The 21683-nt window shown below is 69.6% G+C and carries 14 protein-coding genes; 3 read left to right on the top strand and 11 right to left on the bottom strand.

Annotated features, from left to right (window positions below):
• From ACSUPV_RS17090 to hemL, 5 genes are all read right to left on the bottom strand, one after another.
• A complete protein-coding gene (locus ACSUPV_RS17090; RefSeq protein WP_031117100.1) occupies positions 1 to 774 on the bottom strand; it encodes a cytochrome c biogenesis CcdA family protein in 774 nt (257 codons plus the stop codon).
• A gap of 1 nt (position 775) precedes the next feature.
• Complete coding sequence (locus tag ACSUPV_RS17085) at positions 776 to 1417, bottom strand: TlpA family protein disulfide reductase (protein ID WP_031117099.1); 642 nt, start codon at positions 1415 to 1417, stop codon at positions 776 to 778.
• 66 nt (positions 1418 to 1483) lie between these two features.
• Positions 1484 to 2773, bottom strand: coding sequence for a hypothetical protein (locus ACSUPV_RS17080; protein WP_436947775.1), 1290 nt, complete (start codon positions 2771 to 2773; stop codon positions 1484 to 1486).
• 118 nt (positions 2774 to 2891) lie between these two features.
• The gene (locus tag ACSUPV_RS17075; RefSeq protein WP_031117096.1) at positions 2892 to 3581 is read right to left on the bottom strand and encodes a histidine phosphatase family protein; all 690 of its coding nucleotides are present in this window, start codon (positions 3579 to 3581) and stop codon (positions 2892 to 2894) included.
• Positions 3578 to 4894 carry a glutamate-1-semialdehyde 2,1-aminomutase gene (gene hemL / locus ACSUPV_RS17070; RefSeq protein WP_436947774.1) on the bottom strand — a complete coding sequence of 439 codons (1317 nt, stop codon included), beginning with the start codon at positions 4892 to 4894 and terminating at the stop codon, positions 3578 to 3580. The genes ACSUPV_RS17075 and hemL overlap by 4 nt, the downstream gene beginning before the upstream one ends.
• Positions 4895 to 5400: 506 nt before the next feature.
• On the opposite strand from hemL, the gene ACSUPV_RS17065 reads away from it, so the two are divergent.
• A complete protein-coding gene (locus ACSUPV_RS17065) occupies positions 5401 to 5838 on the top strand; it encodes a hypothetical protein (protein WP_003974483.1) in 438 nt (145 codons plus the stop codon).
• Positions 5839 to 5885: 47 nt separating this feature from the next.
• On the opposite strand, the gene ACSUPV_RS17060 is transcribed toward ACSUPV_RS17065, so the two are convergent.
• The 5 genes from ACSUPV_RS17060 to ACSUPV_RS17040 form a co-directional block, all read right to left on the bottom strand.
• Positions 5886 to 6377 carry a hypothetical protein gene (locus tag ACSUPV_RS17060; RefSeq protein ID WP_436947773.1) on the bottom strand — a complete coding sequence of 164 codons (492 nt, stop codon included), beginning with the start codon at positions 6375 to 6377 and terminating at the stop codon, positions 5886 to 5888.
• Positions 6370 to 6870: a hypothetical protein gene (locus ACSUPV_RS17055; protein WP_436947772.1), complete on the bottom strand. Its 501-nt coding sequence runs from the start codon at positions 6868 to 6870 to the stop codon at positions 6370 to 6372. The genes ACSUPV_RS17060 and ACSUPV_RS17055 overlap by 8 nt, the downstream gene beginning before the upstream one ends.
• 115 nt (positions 6871 to 6985) lie before the next feature.
• Positions 6986 to 13432 carry an RHS repeat-associated core domain-containing protein gene (locus ACSUPV_RS17050; protein ID WP_436947771.1) on the bottom strand — a complete coding sequence of 2149 codons (6447 nt, stop codon included), beginning with the start codon at positions 13430 to 13432 and terminating at the stop codon, positions 6986 to 6988.
• 117 nt (positions 13433 to 13549) lie between these two features.
• Positions 13550 to 17113 (bottom strand): LamG-like jellyroll fold domain-containing protein, encoded by a 3564-nt coding sequence (locus ACSUPV_RS17045; RefSeq protein WP_436947770.1) that lies wholly within the window; start codon positions 17111 to 17113, stop codon positions 13550 to 13552.
• Positions 17114 to 17354: 241 nt separating this feature from the next.
• Positions 17355 to 17834: a pRL2-23 gene (locus ACSUPV_RS17040; protein WP_382614498.1), complete on the bottom strand. Its 480-nt coding sequence runs from the start codon at positions 17832 to 17834 to the stop codon at positions 17355 to 17357.
• Positions 17835 to 17943: 109 nt separating this feature from the next.
• Here ACSUPV_RS17040 and ACSUPV_RS17035 point away from each other — a divergent pair, with 109 nt between their 5' ends.
• Positions 17944 to 18396: a GNAT family N-acetyltransferase gene (locus ACSUPV_RS17035; RefSeq protein WP_382614497.1), complete on the top strand. Its 453-nt coding sequence runs from the start codon at positions 17944 to 17946 to the stop codon at positions 18394 to 18396.
• Here ACSUPV_RS17035 and ACSUPV_RS17030 read toward each other — a convergent pair.
• Positions 18372 to 19088 (bottom strand): MerR family transcriptional regulator, encoded by a 717-nt coding sequence (locus ACSUPV_RS17030; protein ID WP_382614496.1) that lies wholly within the window; start codon positions 19086 to 19088, stop codon positions 18372 to 18374. The two genes, ACSUPV_RS17035 and ACSUPV_RS17030, sit on opposite strands and share 25 nt — an antisense overlap.
• Positions 19089 to 19180: 92 nt before the next feature.
• Here ACSUPV_RS17030 and uvrA point away from each other — a divergent pair, with 92 nt between their 5' ends.
• On the top strand, positions 19181 to 21628 hold the full coding sequence (gene uvrA, locus ACSUPV_RS17025; protein WP_436947769.1) for an excinuclease ABC subunit UvrA: 2448 nt from the start codon (positions 19181 to 19183) through the stop codon (positions 21626 to 21628).
• Positions 21629 to 21683: the final 55 nt, after the last annotated feature.

Genomic DNA, 21683 nt, shown 5'->3' with positions numbered 1-21683 from the left:
TCAGATCCCCACAGTGAAGCCGTTGGACCAGGTCTGCATCTCCTGCACGATGCGGTCCCAGGCGCCGGTCAGCAGCAGCAGACCGGTGACGATCATCATGCTGCCGCCGAGGCGCATCACCCACACATAGTGGCGCTTGACCCAGTCGAAGGCGCCGAGGGCCTTGCGGAAGGCGACCGCGGCGAGCACGAAGGGCACGCCGAGACCGAGGCAGTACGCGACGGTCAGCAGGGCCCCGCGGCCCGCGCTGCCCTGGTCCTGGGACAGGATCAGCACCGACGACAGGGTGGGCCCGATGCACGGCGTCCAGCCGATGCCGAACAGCGCGCCCAGCAGCGGCGCCCCGACGAGCCCGGTCACGGGCCGCTTGTGGAGGCGGAACTCGCGCTGGGTCATCCAGGGCATCAGCCCCATGAAGAACACGCCCATGAGGATCATGAGCCCGCCGAGCACCTTGGACAGGACGCCACGGTTCGCCTGGAGCGTGTCGCCGAAGTAGCCGAACAGCGCCCCGGAGGAGACGAACACGGCGGTGAAGCCGAGCACGAACAGGGAGGCACCGGCGACCATCCGGCCGCGCCGGGCCTCGGCGAGGTCGGTGCCCGTGACGCCGGTCACGTACGACAGGTAGCCGGGGACGAGCGGCAGGACGCACGGGGAGAAGAAGGAGACGAGACCGCCGAGCAGCGCGATGGGCAGGGCCGCCAGCAGGGCGCCGTTGAGCACCGTGCCGTTGTAGCCCGTCGCCGCGAGCGTGGTGACTGCCGAGGTCACGTCACTTCTCCGCGAGGACCGGGGCGATCATCTTGCGGAGCTTCTCCTCGCTCAGCGCCTGGAGCGAGCGGGCGGCGATCTTCCCCTCCCGGTCGAAGACGAGGGTGGAGGGGATGGCCTGCGGGTTGAGGGTGCCGCGTTCGAAGCGGAGCATCAGCTTGCCCGTCGGGTCGTACAGGCTCGGGTACGTCACCCCGTACGCCTTCTCGAAGGCGAGGGCCGGGCCGGTGCTGGTGTCGCGGGTGTTGATGCCGACGAACTGGACGCCCTTGCCCTTGAGGTCCTTCCAGGTCTTCTCGAAGCCGGGCGCCTCGGCGCGGCAGGGCGGGCACCAGGAGCCCCAGACGTTGACGACGACGACCTTGCCCTTGTAGTCGGCGACGTCGAGCTGCTTGCCGTCGATGGTCTTGCCGGACAGGTCCGGGGCGTCCGCGCGCTCGCCCTTGTCGGCGGTGGCGATGCCGTCCTTGCCCAGGACGAAGTTGGTGTCACCGCCTCCGCTGGACGTACCGCCCGAGCTGCACGCGGACAGGGTCAGCGCCGCCGCCGCGGCACCGGCGGTGAGCAGGGCGGCGCGGCGGGGGCCCGGGAAGGTGCGGCGGGTGCGGTTCGAGCGCAGGGAAGCGCGGCTGGCGGCACTCATGTGAAAAGTTTCGCATGCCCGTTCTGCCGATCTCGCCCACCCCCCATGCGGGCGGAAAACCGCATTTCAGGCGGCGTTTGAGGAGGGTGTCCCGGAGCCGGTGGGGGTGGCCTTCAGGAACTCCCGCCAGCCGCCCGCCGGCTGCTGCCCGACGTCGAGGGTGCGGAGCTTGGCCAGGACCTCGGGCCGCTGCGCGTCCATCCAGTCGACGTACTGCCGGAAAGAGACGAGACGCACATCGGCGCCCTTCTCCTTCTCGCGCGCGATGTGCTGGAAGGCCTCCTCGACGGCGTCCATGTAGATGCCGCCGTTCCACTGCTCGAAGTGGTTGCCGATGAAGAACGGTGCCCGGTTTGTCTCGTATGCCCGCTTGAATCCCTGGATGTACGCCTGGGCCGACTGCTCCCGCCAGCCCGGGTAGTTGTGCGCGGGCGCCTTGGTGGAGTTCAGGGACTGGTTCGCCAGCATGTTGTAGTCCATGGAGAGAACCTCGAAGCCCCGGCCGGGAAAAGGTATCTGCTGCAACGGCAGGTCCCAGATGCCCTGCCGCTTCACGGGCCACACCTGACGGCCGCCCGGGGAGGAGGCGTCGTAGCGCCAGCCCAGCTCGCGGGCCGTGGGCAGCAGGTTGTCCTGGCCGAGCAGGCAGGGCGTGCGGCCGCCGACGAGTTCCTTGTCGTAGTCGAACGGCAGCGACGGCAGGTCCGTCCAGCCGGTGTTGGTGCGCCACTCCTTCACGAAGGACTTCGCCTGGTCGATCTCGCTGCGCCACTGCCGCGGCGTCCAGTTCTTGACCGAGCCGTGGGCCTCGCCGCAGAAGTGGCCGTTGAAGTGGGTGCCGATCTCGTGGCCCTCCAGCCACGCCCGGCGGACGTTCTTCAGCGTGTCCTTGATGTGCGCGTCGGTGAGGTAGCCGATGTCGGAGGCGCCGCGCGGGTTGTTCGGCGGGTCGTAGAGGCGCTTCTTCGACTCGGGCAGCAGGTACAGCCCGGACAGGAAGAAGGTCATGCTCGCGCCGTGCTCCTTCGCCAGGTCCAGGAAGCGCGGGAAGAGGCCGTTGCCGACCTCGCCGGCGCCGTCCCAGGAGAACACCACGAACTGCGGCGGGGTCTGACCCGGCTCCAGCGGCTCGGGCTTCGCGGGCTGGTGGGGCTGCTTGCCGGTGTAGGCGGTGGAGCCGTCGCCGATGGGCCGGGCGGCGGGCTTCGGCGCGGACCCGCCCTGGGCCCTGTCGCCGCCGGAACCGTCCGCGTGGCCGGACTCGTCCGAGCCCGTGAGGCCACCGCAGCCGGCGAGCGAGACGGCGGCGGCTCCCGCGCCGATTCCGAGCATTCCCCTGCGGGTGAGAGCGCGCATGGCATCCCCGATTCATCACATCGTGCTGGTCACCCAGTCAGAGGACGTGATGAACGGGGAGGTTCCGTCGAAATTTGCAGATTCCGTAACGGAGGCGTCAGAAGGGAACAGAAAGGGCTTACGCGCCGAACGCCTTGCCCTTCCCCTTCACCGGCTTGGCACCGGCCAGCAGATGCGCCGGGACGAGATCGCGGGCCGGCTCGGTGTAGCCGACGGAGACGATCCGGTCGCCCTGGTACGTGAAGGTCGTCAGCGAAGCGAGTGTGCACTGCCGCTTGCGCGGGTCGTGCCACAGCCGCCGCCGCTCGACGTACGACCGCACGATCCAGATCGGCAGCTGGTGGCTGACCACCACCGCCTCGTGCCCGCGCGCCTTGTCCTTCGCGGCGCTCAGCGCGCTCATCATCCGCACGACCTGGTCGACGTACGGCTCGCCCCAGGACGGCCGGAACGGGTTGACCAGGTGCCGCCAGTTGCCGGGCTTGCGCAGCGCCCCGTCCCCGACGCCGAACGTCTTGCCCTGGAAGATGTTGTCGGCCTCGATCAGCCGCTCGTCCGTGGCGAGGTCCAGCCCGTGCGCCTTGGCGATCGGCTCGGCCGTCTCCTGCGCGCGCTCCAGCGGCGAGGCGACGACGTACGTCACATCGCGCGCCGACAGGTGCTCGGCGACCCGGTCGGCCATGCGGCGGCCCAGCTCGGAGAGGTGATAGCCGGGCAGCCGCCCGTAGAGGATGCCGTCCGGGTTGGCGACCTCGCCGTGCCGCATGACGTGGACGACGGTGATGTCGCTGCTCGTCCCGTTGCTCATGCCGTCGCCTCCGCGGCCGCCCGGGCCGCCGCCGGCAGGGCGTCGGCGATGCGCTGCACGGCCCGCTCGTCGTGCGCGGTGGACACGAACCAGGACTCGAAGGACGACGGCGGCAGGTAGACGCCGTGCGCGAGCAGCGAGTGGAAGAACGCGGTGAAGCGGAACGAATCCTGCGCCTTGGCGTCCTCGTAGTTCCGCACGGGCCGGTCGGTGAAGAACACGGAGAACATGTTGGAGGCGGTCTGCAGCCGGTGCGCGACGCCCTCCTTGGTCAGCGCGTCGGTGACGAGGCCCTGGATCTCCTTCGACACGGCGTCGACCTTCGCGTACGCGGCGTCGTCGAGCAGCCGGAGCTGGGCGAGCCCGGCGGCGGTGGCGACGGGGTTCCCGGAGAGGGTGCCGGCCTGGTAGACGGGCCCGGCCGGGGCGAGGTGCGCCATCACGTCCGCGCGTCCGCCGAAGGCCGCGGCGGGGAAGCCGCCGCCCATCACCTTGCCGAAGGTCATCAGGTCCGGGACCACGCCGTCGACGCCGAACCACCCGGCGCGGCTGGTCCGGAAGCCGGTCATGACCTCGTCGGAGATGTAGAGGGCGCCGTTCTCGGAGCAGATGTCCTTCAGGCCCTGGTTGAAGCCGTCGGCGGGCGGGACGACGCCCATGTTGCCCGGGGAGGCCTCGGTGATCACGCAGGCGATCTCGCCGGGGTGGGCCCGGAAGGCCTCGCGCACGGCGTCGAGGTCGTTGTAGGGCAGCACGATGGTGTCGCCGGCCTGGGCGCCGGTGACACCCGGGGTGTCGGGCAGCGCGAAGGTGGCGACGCCGCTGCCGGCCGCGGCGAGCAGCGAGTCGACGTGGCCGTGGTAGCACCCCGCGAACTTGACCACCTTCGTCCGCTGCGTGAACCCGCGCGCGAGCCGGATCGCCGACATCGTCGCCTCGGTCCCGCTGGACACCAGCCGCACCTGCTCCAGCGGCGCGACCCGGGCGACCATCTCCTCGGCGAGCGCGACCTCGCCCTCACCGGGCGTGCCGAAGGACGTACCGCGGGCGACGGCGTCCTGGACGGCGGCGATGACCTCGGGGTGCGCGTGCCCGAGGATCATCGGCCCCCAGGAGCAGACGAGGTCGACGTACTCCCGCCCGTCGGCGTCCGTCAGGTACGGGCCGGTCCCGGACACCATGAACCGCGGGGTGCCGCCGACGGCGCGGAAGGCCCGGACCGGGGAGTTCACGCCGCCCGGTGTGACGGCCGCCGCGCGGTCGAACAGAGCCTGCGAGGCCGGTGCTTCATACGGATATGACAGTTCGCTCATGACCTGCGACTTCTCCGACCTTCTCCGACGTAGTCGGGCTCCGGGTGCCAGTGACCTGTTCAGGGTAGGCCAGGGGGGTGGGAGGCAGGGGCGTGGGACAACCGGTCACCGGGCCGCCGTCGTCTGCGAGACTGGGACCTGATACACACAGCTCAAACGGCCCGGCGTGGTCAGAGGCTGCGAAGATCCTGCGGACAGATGTTTCAGCGCACGTTTCGGCGGGCGGCCGTGGGGGAGGTCACTGACACGATGATCGGGTTGCGCGGCGGGGGCGACGCGTCCTAGAAAAGCAGTCGGGTGGAGATATGCATCGCGGTGGCGGACTGGGCGAGGGGACTGATGACCTGGGTCCTCGACGTGCCCGGCGGGGAAGGCACCGGCGCGAGGCGGAGGACACGCAGGAAACACGTCAGGTACAGGGTGTGCCCGGTGAACCGGAGCGGCTCGACGGACGTACTGAACGCCGAGCGGACGATCTTCGGACGGGGAGCAGGAATGGTGGTCGGGTGGGGGTGACGTACAAGTACTTCGGCGCGCCCGACGGCGCGACCGCGGCCCGCGTCCCGATCTCGATGCGCCCCGAGGAACTCGGCGGCGACGAGCTGGGCATGAACGGCATGTTCACGAAGATCAAGCCGGAGACGATGGCGGCGATGGTCCTCACGGGCATCGAGGGCGTCCCCCTGCACAAGGTCCCGCCCCTGGAGCTGGTCGTCCTGCACCCCGACTACGCGGTCGTGAAACTCCCCATGACGGTCGTCGACCCCCTGCGCGGGATCGGCGAGGAGGCGGTGGGCGCGGCGGCGTTCATCTGGTCGACGGTCCCGGACCGGGGCGGCCCCCGGGACGCGTTCAACGTCTACCAACTGCTGCACGAGTGGCAGGACTTCTCGCATCGGTTGCATGAGGCGGGGCATCAGCCGTACTGCCTGGTGTGGCCCTGACCGGGGTTCTGCAGGGAGCGGGCGGGGGTTTCGGGCCCCGACGGTAGTCATTCTGTGCGAGCCGAGCGGGCCCAATACTCACGAATGACAGTGAACTTCACTTCGAAATCACCGTCATCCGCGCGACTGCTGAATGCGCCAGGTATGGCAAGCGGCCGCCCGTGCGAGCGTACGACACGCAGGTCCCACCACTCTCCACTGCGTGTTTGGTGGCGCCGCTTCTCGATATTGGTGATTTCCCCCCACGGGATCGATCGGCGGCTGAAGAAAGTGCGAAATGACATCCGCTCCGGCGTAAGGAGAGTTCGACCGTAGCCGCGATTGATCATGTAGATGACCGAGAGCAGCCAGCAGAGCGCGACGGAAAACACCCACCAAAATCGTTCGCCCGTCCCCGTCAGCGACATCGCCACTCCCAGACCGCCAAGGATTGCCGTCAAGCAGCCGGTCCACCACCAATTCTTGCGTCGGGCGGCGGCGTTGAGAGCAATCCAGGTGTCATGCGTGCAATGGCGGTGAAACCTATGGATGTCACGCACCGCTACTGAGGGCCATCCAGATCGCACCTGCGCCGGCTACCACGCCACACAGGACGAAAGCCAAGTCGGCAGGCATGCAGCGGGTCCAGCGGACACGCAGGTCGGCCTCGGCGTCACTTGCTGCCCGACCGGAACGAAGCCAACTGTTGATTTCTTGCTCCGCCCCGCTGCTTGTTTTCCTGAAACGATCAACGAGAGACCCTCCGAATGCAAACGCTGCGATACTTCGGTCCTCGTCGAGGTTCACCTCCAGCGTACCGTCATCGCTGACCGAGGCTCCGCGTATCAGCACCTTCGGAACAATGTGGGTGCGGAGGGGGTTGACCACCAGGAGCGCGTCGTCACGCAATATTACTTTGCAGCCGGCGATTCGCCCCATGACGCTCGCAACCGCCAAGTAGATCGGCACTCCCTGCCAGCCGGTCCGGAACCCATTCACCGAGGTGACCTTAAGAACTGCCGCGAGCATTCCGATCCCGAGGCCCACGAGCACGATCGCACAGAAAATGGGCCAGGAACGCCGCCGAAGTACAGCTTGACTCGTTGCGGATACCATTACTGTCTCCCGTTCCTGGCCATTCAAGTGATTCAGAGTATCAGGGGCACCCTCAGCACCACCCCGCAGCGGCCCCTGGGCTCGCAGCCCCCGCCCCGCAGAATGTTCCTGCATTTGCGGTGTTGACGCTTATGTTGGCTTGAGTGGCGCCCCAGTCAACGGTCTTTCGGTATCCATAGATGGTGACGTTCTCCATCTCGGACACAGTCTTGACTCGCGTGCGGCTTACGAAAGCCGACCCCCGCCAACTGCCCGCGAGCCCTCTTGCCACAGCCCCTCCCGCCAAGGTCCACGCCATACTCCTGCCGGCTGCAGCGTAGTTCCAGCTTCCTGTCGTCAGACCATCACCCGTGAAGGTCGCCAGGACAACAGCCCCGCCCGCCAGGGTGCACAGCCCTGCCGAAACGACCAGACAGGCTCCGAAAGCCAGTCCGGGTAGCACTCTGTTCTTCCATCCGTCCCAGGTACCGAAGGTTTCGCCGGTCCAGTTCTTGACCTTCCCCCAGAAACCGTCGTCCTTCTTGGGCTCGGGCCCCGGGTTGGGCGGCGGGGGCCCCGGGTTGGGCGGTGTGGTCTTCAGCCAGCCCTTCGGAGCCGGCGTCGAGGGCAGGGTGATGTTGCGGCGGCCCGGGATGCCTCCGAGGCCGGTCGGCTTCATGCCCTTGACCAGCGGGGGGCGCTTTCCGCAGCGGCAGGCTCGGACCGGGCCCTCACCGCTGCTGCCGGAGGCCTTCTTCTTGCTGGTGCTGACCGGGATGCCGCCCCGGCACGTGATGCCGTACTTCTGCGGCTCGTTGCACTCGGGGACGCCGAGGCCCGAGGGGTCGGCGATGGTCGCCGGGTTCTGGACGGCGTAGCTGTAGCCGTTGAGGGTCTGGCCCACGCCTGTCTGGAGGAGCGGGTCGACGCTGAGGAACTGCCCGATCCCGGGATCGTACTGGCGGGCGTCGACGTGGGTGAGACCGGTGCCGGTGTCGGTGGTCTTGCCGAGGAAACCCTTGTCGTCGGGCCACGCCGACCCGGTGACGCTGCCTCTCGGTGCGCCGAAGGCGGTCATATAGCGCCGGGAAAATGTCTGGTCAGTGGCGTCGATGGCCAGGGTGGCCGTGCCGTGCGGGTCCGTGACCAGGTAGCTGAGTTCGTTGCTGCCGCTCTCGTTGGATCGGACGGCCACCGTCGGGCCGCCCGCGTCGTAGTGGCGCTGGCCCCATGTGCTGCCGTCGGCCCGCAGATGCAGTTCCGTCGCCCCCGCGTACAGGACACGCTCTCCGCCCTCGGTGGCACGGATCAGGAGGGTGCCGTCGGCCCCGTACAGGTAGTCCGTCTTCTTGCCGTCCTCGGTCAGGGTCGCCAGCCTGCCCTCGTCGGACCAGACGAGGCTCTGGGGGGCGGTGCCGTCGGGGCGGCTGGTGGTGTTGCCGGAGTTGTCGAATGCGAAGGCCCGCTCGGGTGCGGCGCAGTCGGCCTTGGTGCTGGTGCCGGTCAGGGCGTGTGGCTGGGTTTCCTTCTCGTAGCAGTAGGTCGTGGTGGTGTCGCCGGTGGCGGTGTGCTTGGTCTCCGTTGTGCGCTGGCCGGCGTCGTTGTAGGTGTAGCCGGACCAGTACGGGGCCCGGCCGCTCAGGCTGCTCGCGTTGCGGGTGTCGGAGCACTTCTGTGAGGCGGGTGTCCATGCCTCGGTCAGGCGTCGGTGGCCGTCGTAGGCGAAGCACTGGGTCTCCGCGGAGGCGGTGCCGCCGAGGGTGCTGGTGTCGGCGATGGAGGTGACGTTGCCCGCGTGGTCGTAGGAGTAGAGGAGGTTCTGCAGCTTGTACGGGTGGGTCTGGTCCGTGACGTGGCTGCCGAGGAGCCGTCCGGTGCCCTCCTCCCAGGTGTTGGTGACGTACGCCTTCTTGTGCGCCTCGGTGTTCGCGGTGCCGAGGACGAGCTGCTGGGCCTGGCCGAGGGCGGAGTACGCGACGTCGAGGAGGTAGCCGGTGCTGCCACCGACGGAGGTGATCTGGCCGGTGCCGGTGTATCCGTAGTCGACAATCTCCGAGGGCAGGCCGCCGAGCGCGGGCTCCTTGGAGCTCTGGAGGGTGCCGTCGATGTTGTAGGTGCTCTCGAACTGGAGCGTGGCCGCGCCCGCCGCGGCGAGTGGGTCGGAGCCGGGGAGGGTCAGTCGGGTGGTGGTGGGCCGGGACAGGCTGTCGTAGGCGGTGACGGTCTCGGTGTACGCCTTGCCCGTCCTGCCGCCGACGTAGCGGGTGCTCGCATCCGGCAGTCCCTTGAGGACCGTGTCGTAGGTGAAGGCGGTCAGCTGGTTGGCGTCGGTCTTCGAGCCGGTCCATGTGCCGGTCGTGCGGCCGAGTTCGTCGTAGCCGGTGAGGATGCTCTTGCCGCGGGAGTCGGTGCTCCTGGTCAGTCGGTCAAGCTTGTCGTAGTCCATCCTGGTCAGACCCTTGTCCGGGTCGTCGGCGGTGGTCTTGCGGCCGAACAGGTCGTAGCCGTACGTCCACTTGACGCCGTCGGGGCCGGTGACCTGGGACTGCTTGTCGTCCAGCGTGTACCGGAACTTGGTGGAGGTGTACGAGGCCGTGCCCGCCCCGCCCCCGAACTGCGGGTCGGCCGGGCTGGTTCCCGCGTACTCGCGTGTCTCCACCGTGCGGTCACGAGCGTCGGTGACGGTGCGGGTCGCCGAGCCGCCCTGGACGGCGGTGGTGGCCGTGGAGTCACCGGTGTAGCTGGTGGTGGTCGACCACTTCTTCACCCCGTACACGTACAGGGTGCTGGTGGTGGGCCTCTCCGCGCCGTCGTACACCGTCTCGGTCTGGGTGGGCGCCTCGCCGTACTCCTCCCGCGTGTAGGTGCCGTTCGGCGTGGCGGTGCTGTCGAAGATGTCCTCGTACTTCTCGTAGGCCAGACCGCGCGTGTCGTAGCGGGTGTCGGTGAGCACCCGGCCGCCGAGCGGGGTGGGGGCCTGGGTTTGCAGCGGGCGCATCATCGAGTCGTACAGCTCGTAGCTCGTGTTGTACGTCTCGCCGTCCTTCTTCAGGGTGGAGGTGGACACCCACGACGGTTCGGTGCTGCTGATCCGGTACTTGAAGGTGGTGTTCGCGCTGTAGCCGGCGGCCTTGTTGCGGTTGGGCTGCCAGACGGCGGTCAGCCGGCCGAGGGCGTCGTAGGTGGATTCGGTCTTCTTCAGGTTCGCGTCATACACGCGCAGGGCCTGGCCGTGCCTGTGGTCCAGGAAGCTGGTGACCTTGTGGCCCTTGGGGTTGGTGACGATCGTCTTGGTCAGCGGACCCGCTGAGACGGGGGTGTAGGCGGTGTTGGTGGTGTTGCCGTCGGCGTCGGTGACGTCGACGGGGCGGCCGAGGGTGTCGTACCCGGTGGTCGTGGTCGTCTGCCAGCCGGAGGCCGCACGGAATCCGTCCGGGCCCGCGGTCGCGGCGTAGCCGGTGGCGCGGCCGGTCCAGGTGGCCGCCCCCTTGGTCGGTGTCTGAGCAGCGGACCAGGTGGTGGCAGAGGTGCTGTCGTAGACGGTGGCGGTGTCGGACAGGACATCACCACGGGTCTCCGACGTCGCCGGAAGGCTCAGGCTAGCGTCGGCCACCGAGCAGGACCGGCCGACCGTCCGGGTACGGGAGACCAGGTCGTTGATACCGGCCGCGTCGTTGCGGGCGTACCAGGTGCGGGTGCAGGTCTGGTCGCCGTCCTTGCCGGCCTCACCGGAGTCGTCGACGGTGACGGGCATGCCGTAGTCGTCGTGCGTCGTGGTGATCGCACGGGAACGCCAGGTCTGCGTGGCCGTCAGATACTGGTGCGTGGTGGTCTTGGCCGTACGGACGTAGCGGGCCACGTGGTCGGCGGCGTCGGGCACACTCTGGCGTCCCGTCTCCTTCGACCACGGGTCGGTGACCTCGACGGTGATCGGCGTCGATCCGTCGTAGGTGACGTGCTCGCGGCGCGTGCCCGCGTACTGGTCGCTGTCAGTGATGCTCGCGACCCCGATCGACGGGGAGGGCAGCGGGGCGAGCGTGACGGAGCGGGTGGTGCCGTCCTTCTTCTTGTCGCCGTGCATGCCCTGCATGTAGAGCGAGACGCTCTTGGAGCGGGTGGTGTCCTTCGCTCCGGTGTGGACGGTGACCTGGCGGTAGCCGCGCCAGTCGGACCAGGTGCGCTCGGTCTTCGGGGTGAAGGGATCGTCGCTGTGGTGCCAGGCGGCACCGCTGTAGTCGTAGGCGTACTCGACGGCGTCGTTGTGGCCCGCGGGGTCGGACACGACGACGGCCTGGACCCGGTACTTGTGGAACCAGTCCACCGACGCCTCGGAGGAGCCGTTGATGTTCCAGTACCTCGGGTAGCAGGAGCGGGTGTTGGTGTCCTCGGCCGCGCCGGTCACTTCACTGCGCACGCACTCGGGTGAGGACAGGGTCACCGTGGTGATCGAGCCGGTCTCCGAGGTGACCGTGGAGATGCGTGGCCGGGTGAGGGGCAGGATGTCGTCGGTGCCGTCGACCCGGTTCTCCCGCCACTGGTAGGTGAAGGAGACCGGGTTGAGGGCGATGGGGGTGCCGTCGGCCTTGGCGGTTCGCAGCACCGACCTCAGGGTCAGGACGTGGTCGGAGGTGTCGCCGATGTCTCCGCCGTCCAGGTATTCCTGCGTGAAGTCCCAGGAGTCCACCGGGTCGGGGGTGCTGGTGGCGGCGTTCCAGGAGAAGGTGTCGATGCCGGTCAGGCGCTTGCGGGAGAAGAACGAGGGGCCGGTTGCCAGGCAGTCGGTGTCGCCGTCGGTGCAGATCGCGTCGAAGGGTACGTCGGGCCAGTTCTCGGCGGTGTCCTTGGTCAGCGACGAGCAGTCCGACGCGGTGCAGCGCTCGGCGTGGCTGAAGGTGACCTTGGCGTCGGCGTCGTCGGTGAACAGCGCGCCCTTGCGCAGCCCGTACTTGATCTCCTTCAGGTATCCGCCGCGCGTGTAGGCGGTGTTGGCCGTGGTGGCCTTGTTCTTCTTGTAGTAGTTGGTCTCCTTGGCGTACCAGTACGTGGAGGCGTTGCCGTGGGTGTCCTCGACGTAGTCGAGGTTCCACCGCCATGCCTGCGTCACCGACCGCTCGCCGAAGGAGTCGCCGTTGCCGTAGCCGGGCTCGCCCGAGTCGTCGCCGAAGACCGGCACGGTCCAGGTGGAGTTGGTGCGCTGGTCGGCGGCGCCGTCGAGCTTGTTCAGGCCGAAGACGTACTTGGTGCCGTCACCGGTGATGACCGTCCAGTACTCGCCGTTGCCGTCTCCGTTGTCGGCTCCCGTGGAGCGGGTCACCGTGGAGGCGTCGTCGTTCGCGAGTCGCCAGGTGCTGTCCCAGTCTCCCGACTTCTTCACCAGGCGGGTCGACTTGCCGTTGAGCACGAGCTGCGCGTTGTCGTACTTCCAGCAGTGGTCGAAGACGTCGTCATGGCCGTCGTCGTCGCAGGAGCCGTAGGACCGCTCGATGTAGGACTCGGTCAGGCTGAAGCCCTCACCGACCGCGCTGCCCTGGTTGTTGGTCGTGGCGGTGCGGCCGTCGACGCTGCCCGAGTCGTAGGAGAGCGACAGCTCCGGCGTCGGACCGGCAGCCGCGGGCGGCATGTTGAAGTCGTAACTCCAGGTGAACGAGCCGGAGTTGTCCCCGGCCTCCCAGGACGAGGACTCCGAGAGCTCGGTTGCCGAATAGTCACCGGCACCCGACGGGGACTCACCCGCTCCCGGGTCGGTCGCCGTCACGGCGAACACCGTGGCCCCGGAGGACGCGGCGCCGGCCAGCTGGGTCGACGGGCCGTCCCTGTGCTCGGTCAGCGGGACGGAGGCGGTGACGGTCTGGCCGGCGAGGTCGTTGTCCGACCTGAGCGGGGTGGTGGTCCGGCATGCGGCCTTCTCCGGCGTGTCCAGCACGCAGGCGGGAAGGCGTACGAGACGCAGCCGGGAGGCCCAGCCGCCCCCGACCGCCGACGCGAACCCGCTGTAGTCGATGCTGAGTCTGGCCCGCCCCGCCTCGTCCGCCTCGGCGGTCAGCAGCACACCCGTGATGCCGGCCTTGCGCGCGGCCTTCTGGTCGAGGACGGTGACCCGTGCCGTGGCCCCGGGTGCAGCACCGCTGTCGCCCGTGGCCGGGCTCATGCTGATGGGGAGGCCGCCGGGCTTCGCCCGGGTGCGTTCCCCGGTGCCCAGTTCAACGAGCGCGTCGCCCTTGCCGGGCCAGGTCACCTTCTGCTCCGCCTGGGCCTGCCGGGCGCGCTCGGCGTCGGCCTTCTTGCCCTTGGCGACCTTCGCGCGGGCCCTCTTCGCTCCAGGACCGTCGATCTCCCTGACCTTGCTCACGCGCTGGTCGGGGACGTCGGGGCGCCCCAGCCCCTTGTCCGCGGCCTGGGCCACCGGGGCCGTCAGTCCTGTCGGGACGACGAGGGACAGGGCCAGAAGCGTGATGGCCGTACCGACGCTCCGTCTTCTCCTGACCCGCACATTCTGTGATGTGCCTATGCCAAAAGTCATGATTGTCCGTTCCCGCGCCGTTGTTTCCGGCATCGTGAAAGTCGGCGAGTAGGGGTGTGCTGTGGCGCTCGGGTGCGGCGCCGCCTCTCGCGCGGCGCCGCACGACTCCAGTGCTGGTCAGTCGCCCACGCGGACTTCGATCTGCTCCGGGCTCGCCATCGCGCCCGCCCACAGGCGGACTTCGGAGACGCGGGCCGGCAGGTAGTGCTTCCATGTGCCGTTGGTGAAGCCCTTGCCGATGGCGAAGTCCCCGGTGCCCAACTGGACGGTGAACGCCTTCGCGTCGCCGTTCTGCCCGTAGCCCAGATAGAGGCTGATCGTGCCGGACACCGAGTCGTAGATCCCGGTCAGCCGCACCGGGCTGTCCAGCGCCGCCACTTCGTCGGAGACCACCGATGAGAAGGTGCCGTCAGCGTTCAGGCGACCGAAGTGCCACACGCCGACGGGCCTCGTGGTCTCCTCCAGCGTGTCCTCGTCCAGGACGGTGTCCTTGCCGGTCAGCTCGTACCACAAGCCCCAGGCCGAGCCGTCTTCCGTGCGCTGGCCCAGGACCTGGCCGGTATATCCGACCTCCTTGCTCAGCAACTTCGCGGAGTCCAGCGCGACCAGCGTGGACACGGTGAAGGGGGCGTGGTCGTACACCAACGGGCCCGCGGTCGTGGCCGCGTCGTCCACTCCGTCCAGGACGACGGCCTCGCCGCTGAGGGCGGCGCCGCCGGCCAGTGTCAGACTCCTGCCGTAGCCGGACGTGGTGTCCGCGATGGTCGTTCCGCTTCCCCGAGCGGCGTTCCAGTCGGCCACCAACTCGGCCCCCGCGAACTTCTCCGAGACCAGCAGTCGCGTCTCGTCCGCGACCTCCTGGTGGGTCAGGATCCGTTGCCAGACGGCGACTTCGTCGATCGAGCCGGGGAAGTGGTACGTGGCGCTGCCGCTCGGGAACTTGTAACGGCCGATCTGCAGCCCTCCGGTCGATTCCCAGGAGCCCGCGCCGGTGGCCAGGGGCTGGCTCTGCCGACGGCCGTCCACGTAGAAGATCAGCTCCTCCGTGGCCGGGTTGTAGCTGCCGGCCAGGTGGGTCCACACCCCCGTCTGGGCCGGGTAGACGGAGTACCTCCCTCGGAAGGTGGAGCCGTCCGGGTTGAGGACGCCGAAGAACCACTGCTTCGCATCGGCGAGGTACCAGAGCACGAACGTGTTGCCCTGCCCCCCGGGCTGTGCGAGCACGGAGGCGTTCTTACCGCCCTGATCCAGCCGCGCCCAGGCGGACACCGTGTAGGCGGAGCGGGTCTCCAGAACCGGCGTGCTGGTCTCCGCGTAGGCGGTGCTGCCGTTCAGCGACAGCCCCTTGTCCGTGATCGCCTCCGTCAGGGGCTGTCCCTCGGCGTCGTGCGTGATCAGCCCGCGCCGCCCTCGGTCGTCACGCACGGCACCGCCGCCCAGCGTCGCGTCGTCGCTGCCGTCGGCGGTCGCGGAGTCCTTCGCGGTACCGCTGGTCTCGTCGAAGTGCCAGCGTCCGACCGGGCCCTCGCCTGCGGCGACGAGGAAGTCGACCACGTTCTGGGCACCCCACCGGCCCACCGAGTCCTTCGCTCGCACATACAGGCTGTACGTGCCGGAACGCACGGGCGTGATCTCCCTCGACACGGTGGATCCGTTGACGGGCGTCGACCAGGCGTCCGCGGAGGACAGCTTGTACTGGTAGGCGACGTTGGAGTCCCCGGTGGCCGGGGCGAAGGTGAAGGTGCCCTTCTGGCCCGGACCGCCGCCCGCCGCGCAGGCCGTGTCGGTGCACGCGGAGTAGGGGCTGCCGACGGTGATCTTCGGAGCCTTGGGAGCGGTCGGATCGACCTTGAAGTAGCACCAGCCGGTCGTCGAGGCGTTCGACGGTCCCGACAGGAAGCTGCCGCCGCTGTTGTAGTACGAGCGGACCCAGGCCCGGTACCGGTACAGCTTGCCCTCGGTCAGCGTCGACCAGGACTTCGTCAGCTTCACGCCGTCCCCGACGTACCCGCTGGAGGGGCTCAGGTCGCCGTTGCCCGCGGTGGTGTCCGACCAGGTGTTGTCGCTGTTCTTGTGGTCGAGGTCGAAGTAGACCCGCAACTGCGCGTCCTTCTCACCGCCCGACGCGGTCTGTGCCGTCGCCGTCAGGGCCGGTGTCGGGTCCGAGACGACGGCCGGGTCCGACTCGGTCGTCTCGCACACCGTGCCCGAGCCGGTCACCAGGCCGATGCCGGTCGGTTTGGCCGGAAGGCCGACGAAGTCGACGGCCAGCACGGCGTCGTTCTTGAACCGCTTCCACGCCGCGGTGTCCGTCTCGTCCTTGGCCTTGAGCATCAGTGTGAGCCGGGAGAACTTGCCCGCCGCGAAACTCCGGACGGTCGGAGTGAGGTTCTCGTCCGACTCTTCCGGGTTGTCGTTGAACTCGATCGGCGCGTCCGGCGAGTCCGGGTCGCACATCGAGCCACGGCCCGCTGACACGTGTCGGTCGCCCATCAGATCCAGATGAGTGGGCCGGGAGGACCATGTGGTGGACGAGGAGATGTTGTTCGTGCGTACCAGGTCCACCCAGCGCGGGTCGCACTGGAACGCCCAGGGCTCGGTCACCCGGAAGGTGGCGTCCAGAACGTGCTTGCCCTTCAGGCTCGCCGGCGAGAACTCGAAGTACAGCCGCTGCACATATCCAGGCCCGCAGTAGTACCCGTTCCAGGTGCCGCACTCGCCGACGCCCTTGCCCAGGCCGTCCTCGCCGTTGCTCCAGCCGTAGGACTCGTAGCCGTCGCTGCGCAGGAGGGTTCGCTCCGACTCGCCCCAGGTCACTGTCGGATCGATGTAGAGCGGAAACGCCGCCGGCTCCGTCTTGGTGAGCATCTCCGCGTCCGGGACCACCGTCAGCGCGGTACCGGAGACCTTCACGTCCATGGTGGTGACGGTGTCGCCCGCGGCAGGCTCGACCCCGTTCGTCGACGACGCGCCGGTCTGGGCCGGATCCGAGCCCTCGCCGTCCGCGGCCGTGGCGCTCGACAGGGACATGGGCCGGGCGTGGGATGCCGCACCGGAGGAGTCCCACATCTGTGCCGGCGGAGCGCGGAAGACGCGGTTGCCGTCGTCGTCGACCGCGGTGAGGTTGCCCGCCTTGCCCTTGAGGATGTCCAGGCCGGTGGCCTTCAGGGCGTAGTCGATCTGCTGGAGGTCCTTCGAGGCCGCCGCCTCGGGTGTCTTGACCACCAGCACGTGGCGGAAGCCCTCCACCGACGCGCTGACCTTCAGGTCGACGCCCGGCAGCACCTCGGGGTACAGGGCGCTGCTTCCGTCCAGTTCGGGCTTGGGGAGCTTGCCCGGCCAGCCCAGTTGCAGAGACCGTCCCTGATCGGAGATCTTCACCAGCGGCCCGGTGTCCCCGCCTCCGGAGAACTCCATCTCCACCGCCGCCGCCTTCGGCGCCACCGTCCCGTCCGCGCGGACCTGCAAGGTGGCGTCGGGCGCCTGCCAGCCCCCGCCGGGCGCGGGCACCCGCACCGGAACCGCGGACTCCTCCAACGTGAACGTGAACCCGTCAGGGTTGGCGAAAACTGTCGTGCGCTCCGTCCGCTCCCCGGTGACCTCCACCCGCTTGCCCGACTCCCGGGCCTCGGCGAGCGCCTTCTGTCCCTCCGACAGCGAAGGCTGCGCCTCGTCCGCCACCGCCTGCGAAACCGGCCCCCAAGCAGGCAGGGCAGTCAGAACCGCCGCCGCAGTCACAGCGGAAACCAGGGTCTGTATCGGTCTTCCGTGCACGCCGCCGGCGCGGCGCCCCCACCTCAAGCTCACAACCCCACCCCAAGCTCATGATCCGGCCATGACCCTTACGTGGCGCAATTTTTGCCATGTGCATGAGATTGAAAACGTGGCGTGATGATTCTGTGACTCAAGAGGTGAAGGGGTGTCAGAGGGTTCGCGCGCAGTCGAGGTAGTCCGCGGCGGTGTCCACGAAAGTGTCATGTGCGGCCACGGCTGCCAGGCGGTGGGCCTCGATGTCGTCGGCGTCGGCCAGGTCCCGGAGGTTGTACGTGGCGGTGACCAGGTCGGCGGCTGCCTGCCGGACGGCCGGGTCGAGGATGAGTAAGTGCAGCCGGACGAGTTGAGCTGTCGTGGCCGACCGGGTGGCGTACCTCTCCTCCTTCAGCGCGGCCAGGTGGTCCGGGTCCGTCCGCAGGGCATGGAGTTGCGCGTCCTGCTGCGCGTACAGGACGCGACGGTGCTCGGTGGCGCAGGCGGCCAGCGCGGTGATGGCGTCCAACCGATCGCGCCACAGGGCCTCCGCCCGGTCCTGGGCACGCCCCGTCCGAGCGGTCCGGTGCTGGATGACACCGGCGACGACCGCACCGAGAAGCGTCCCCAGGACAGCTACGACAGTGGTCCACATATGCCCCCCTCCTACGGAGTGAACTGGGGCATTCGGGACTCGTCAAGCAGTCGCAGCGCCTCACCGTATCGGGAGGTGCCGCATGCGGTGCCCCCTCTACGCTCGGCCCATGATGATCGAAATCCGCCCGGCCACCGAGGCGGACCTTCCGCAGTTGCTCGTTCTCTTCGGCGAGTTCAACCCGGACGATCCGCCGCTGTCCCGTGCGACCGCGGAGGCCGTCTGGGCGCGGATAGCGGCGCAGCAGGGGCGGACCGTTCTGGTGGCCGAGGTCGAGGGGGTCGTGGCCGGTACGGCGGACTGTGTCGTGATGCCGAACCTCACCCGAGGTGGGCGGTCCGTCCTGTTCGTGGAGAACGTCGTGGTCGCCGGTGCCTTCCGGCGGCAGGGCGTGGGACGGCGCTTGATGGACGCCGCCGTGCGGGTGGGCGAGGAAGCCGGGTGCTACAAGGTGCAGTTGCTCGCGGCCGATGACGCGTACGTGCATTCCTTCTACGCCGCGTGCGGGTTCGAGCCCTTGGCTCAGGGGTTTCGCCGCTACGTCGAGGCCTCGGCGAGGTAGGCGTGCAGCGCCCCCGCCCCCTCGATCATCCCCCGGGTCCGAGTCGTCAGGGACTGGCCGCGGGTCGTGATCGCCGTGCGGAGGGCCTCGGTGCTGCCCTCCCGGCGCAGGTCCTCCAGGACCGGTCTGATCTGGTCGAACAGGTAGTGGCTGCGGCGCAGGGTGTGGACCAGGCGGGCGTCGCGGACGTCGGCCGGGGTGTAGGTCCGGTAGCCCGTGCCGCGCTCGCGGGACGGGGTGAGCAGCCCGGCGGTCTCCCATACGCGTAGGGCGGACGTGCGGACGCCCAGCAGTGCGGCCACCTCGCCGATGCGCAGGCCGCCGGAGCGGGGGAGCGGGGCCGGGGGTTCCAGTGCCAGGAGTTCCAGCGCCTCGCTCGCCGCCCGCAGGGACACCCGCTCCTCGTGCAGCGCCGCGTGCGCGGCGTCGACCAGGGCGAGGGCGCCCGGGGTGTCCCCGCCGTGCAGGGTCCGCATGATCCGTGTCGCCGTCACCGGGCCGTACCCCCGCAGCATCGTCCGGTACGCCAGCAGCGCCCGGCGGTGCACGTCCCCGAAGGCGCGGTAGCCGGACGCGGTCCGCGCGGCCGGCGGGAGCACCCCGGCGTCCTCGTAGTTGCGGATCTGCTGCGTCGAGACACCGGCCAGGCGGGCCAGGTCGACGGGGCGCAGGCGGCGGTCGTCTTTCTTCATCGATTTGAAGGTTACGGCAGGAGAAGCGGCCGAGGAACGGCCTCAACAGCTCTCAAGTCTCAACATCGTACTTCAATGGAAGACTTGAAGGAATGGACTCCTGCATTCATGTCACCGGTGCGCGCCTGAACAACCTGCGGAACGTCTCCCTCTCCCTCCCGAAGAACAAGCTGGTCGTCCTGACCGGCCTGTCCGGCTCCGGCAAGTCCACCCTCGCCTTCGACACCCTCCACCGGGAGGGCCAGCGGCAGTACCTGGAGTCGCTGGGCATGGTCACCGGCCTCGTCAGCAAGCCCGCCGTCGACTCGATCACCGGCCTGTCCCCGTCCATCAGCGTCGACCAGCACCACACCAACCGCAGCCCGCGCTCCACGGTCGGCACGGTCACCGAGGTGTTCACGTACCTGCGCCTGCTGTGGTCGCGCATCGGGGTACGGCCCTGCCCGGGCTGCGGGCAGGAGATCCCGCCGTCGTACGCCGACGGCACCGAACCCGACGAGGACGCCGAGGCCGAGCAGCGGCCCTGCCCGCACTGCGGCACCCTCGTGCCCGAACTCGTCATGGGCTCCTTCTCCTTCAACAAGCCCGCCGGCGCCTGCCCGTCCTGCACCGGCCTCGGCGAGGTGATCCGGCCCGACGTCCAGCGCCTGGTCGACGGCGCCCGGTCCGTCGCCGACGGTGCGGTACGGGGCTGGAACGCGAAGTACACCGGGTGGGCCCTGCCCGTGCTGCGCGCCGCGGCCGCCCACTACGGTCTCCCCTTCGACGCGGACCAGCCGGTCGACGACCTGGACCCCAGGCAGCGGGACTTGCTGCTGCACGGCGTCGAAAGCCCCGAGTTCCGGCGGCACTTCCCGGACACGGCCCCTCCGGCCACCGTCTCCGCGGGCCGCTTCGAGGGCGTGGCGACGGCACTGCTGCGCCGCTACAACGACCGAGCCGACGACCCCGACTACCGCGAACGTGCCGAACAGCAGGGCCTGGTGAAGCAGCCCTGCACGGACTGCGGCGGCACCCGGCTGCGGCCGGAGAGCCGGGCGGTGACCGTGCACGGCCTCACCCTCGTGGAGGCGACGCGGCTCCCGCTGACCGACCTCGATGGCTGGCTGGCCGGTCTGCGCGAGCGGTCCGCCGGGGACGAGTGGCTGCTCGTGGAGCCGGTCGTCGCCGACCTGGAGGAGCGGGTCCGGCGCCTCGTGGACGTCGGCGTCGGCTACCTCACCCTCGGCCAGGCCACCCCCAGCCTCTCCGCCGGGGAGACGCAACGCCTGCGGCTGGCCGCCCTGCTCGGCTCCGGACTCACCGGCGTGCTCTACGTCCTCGACGAGCCCACCATCGGCCTGCACCCCTCCGACACCGCCCGCCTGATCGACGTCCTGCGCCGCCTGCGCGACCTCGGCAACACCGTGCTCGTCATCGAGCACGACCTGGACGTGCTGCGCGCCGCGGACCACGTGGTCGACGTCGGCCCGGGCGCCGGGCGCGACGGCGGCCGGATCGTCGCGACGGGCACGCCCGAGGAGGTCGCCCGCACCGAGGGCTCGGTGACCGGCGCGTACCTGTCGGGCCGGCTCGCCACGCCCCGCTCCCGCGCACGCGGCGACGGCGACACGGCCGTCGTCATCCGCGGGGCCCGCGCCCACAACCTCAAGGACCTGACGGTACGGATACCGCTGCGCCGCCTGGTGACGGTCACGGGCCCGTCCGGCTCCGGCAAGTCGACGCTGCTGCTGGACATCCTCGGCCGGGCCGCCCGCCGGCACTTCCACCGGGCCGGGGACCTGCCCGCCGAGCACGACGGCATCGACGGCTGGGAGCACCTGTCCAAGGCCGTCCTCATCGACCAGGAGCCCATCAGCCGCCTCCCGCGCTCCAACGCGGCGACCTACTCGGACGTCTTCACCCCGATCCGGGAGGTCTTCGCGGAGCGCAGCAAGGGCCGCCTGCCGGCGGGCCACTTCTCCTTCAACGTCCCGGGCGGACGCTGCGAACGCTGCGAGGGCGCGGGCGTCCTCACCGTCCGCATGCACTTCCTCCCGGCGGTGGAGGTCCGCTGCCCGGGCTGCAAGGGCCGCCGCTTCCGGCCCGAGGTGCTGTCCGTCCGCCACGAGGGCCTGGACATCGCCGAGGTCCTCCAGGCGACCGTGGACGAGGCCCTGACCGTCTTCAAGGACGTCCCGCAGGTCGCCACACGCCTGCGGCGGATGGCGGACGTCGGCCTCGGCTACCTCCCCCTCGGCCAGCCCGCCACCACCCTCTCCGGCGGCGAGGCCCAGCGCCTCAAACTCGCCAAGGAACTCGGCCGGCGGACGACCGGACGCGCCCTGTACCTCCTCGACGAACCGACGACCGGCCTGCACTCCGCCGACACCGCCCGCCTCCTCGACGTCCTCCAGCGCCTCGTCGACGCCGGGCACTCGGTCGTCACCATCGAGCACAACCTTGACGTCATCCGGGCCTCCGACTGGCTGATCGACCTGGGCCCGGAGGGCGGCGCGGGCGGCGGACGGCTGGTCGCCCAGGGAGCGCCCGGACACTGAACCGACCAGGGCCGCCGCACGTCTTCGTCACGTATCACCCAGCCGGAGCCCGGGC

The sequence above is a fragment of the Streptomyces sp. SudanB52_2052 genome, assembly GCF_964272415.1.
GTDB lineage: Bacteria > Actinomycetota > Actinomycetes > Streptomycetales > Streptomycetaceae > Streptomyces > Streptomyces olindensis.
The sequence above is the reverse complement of the archived record's forward strand: the minus strand, read 5'-3'. Positions and strand labels throughout refer to the sequence as shown.

What these genes read in the sequence shown, in the direction of transcription:
- ACSUPV_RS17075 (WP_031117096.1), bottom strand. Translation starts at nt 3,581, where the DNA reads ATGAGCAACGGGACGAGCAGCGACATCACCGTCGTCCACGTCATGCGG.
- hemL (WP_436947774.1), bottom strand. Translation starts at nt 4,894, where the DNA reads ATGAGCGAACTGTCATATCCGTATGAAGCACCGGCCTCGCAGGCTCTG.
- ACSUPV_RS17080 (WP_436947775.1), bottom strand. Translation starts at nt 2,773, where the DNA reads ATGCGCGCTCTCACCCGCAGGGGAATGCTCGGAATCGGCGCGGGAGCC.
- ACSUPV_RS17085 (WP_031117099.1), bottom strand. Translation starts at nt 1,417, where the DNA reads ATGAGTGCCGCCAGCCGCGCTTCCCTGCGCTCGAACCGCACCCGCCGC.
- ACSUPV_RS17040 (WP_382614498.1), bottom strand. Translation starts at nt 17,834, where the DNA reads ATGTGGACCACTGTCGTAGCTGTCCTGGGGACGCTTCTCGGTGCGGTC.
- ACSUPV_RS17030 (WP_382614496.1), bottom strand. Translation starts at nt 19,088, where the DNA reads ATGAAGAAAGACGACCGCCGCCTGCGCCCCGTCGACCTGGCCCGCCTG.
- ACSUPV_RS17035 (WP_382614497.1), top strand. Translation starts at nt 17,944, where the DNA reads ATGATGATCGAAATCCGCCCGGCCACCGAGGCGGACCTTCCGCAGTTG.
- ACSUPV_RS17050 (WP_436947771.1), bottom strand. Translation starts at nt 13,432, where the DNA reads ATGACTTTTGGCATAGGCACATCACAGAATGTGCGGGTCAGGAGAAGA.
- uvrA (WP_436947769.1), top strand. Translation starts at nt 19,181, where the DNA reads ATGGACTCCTGCATTCATGTCACCGGTGCGCGCCTGAACAACCTGCGG.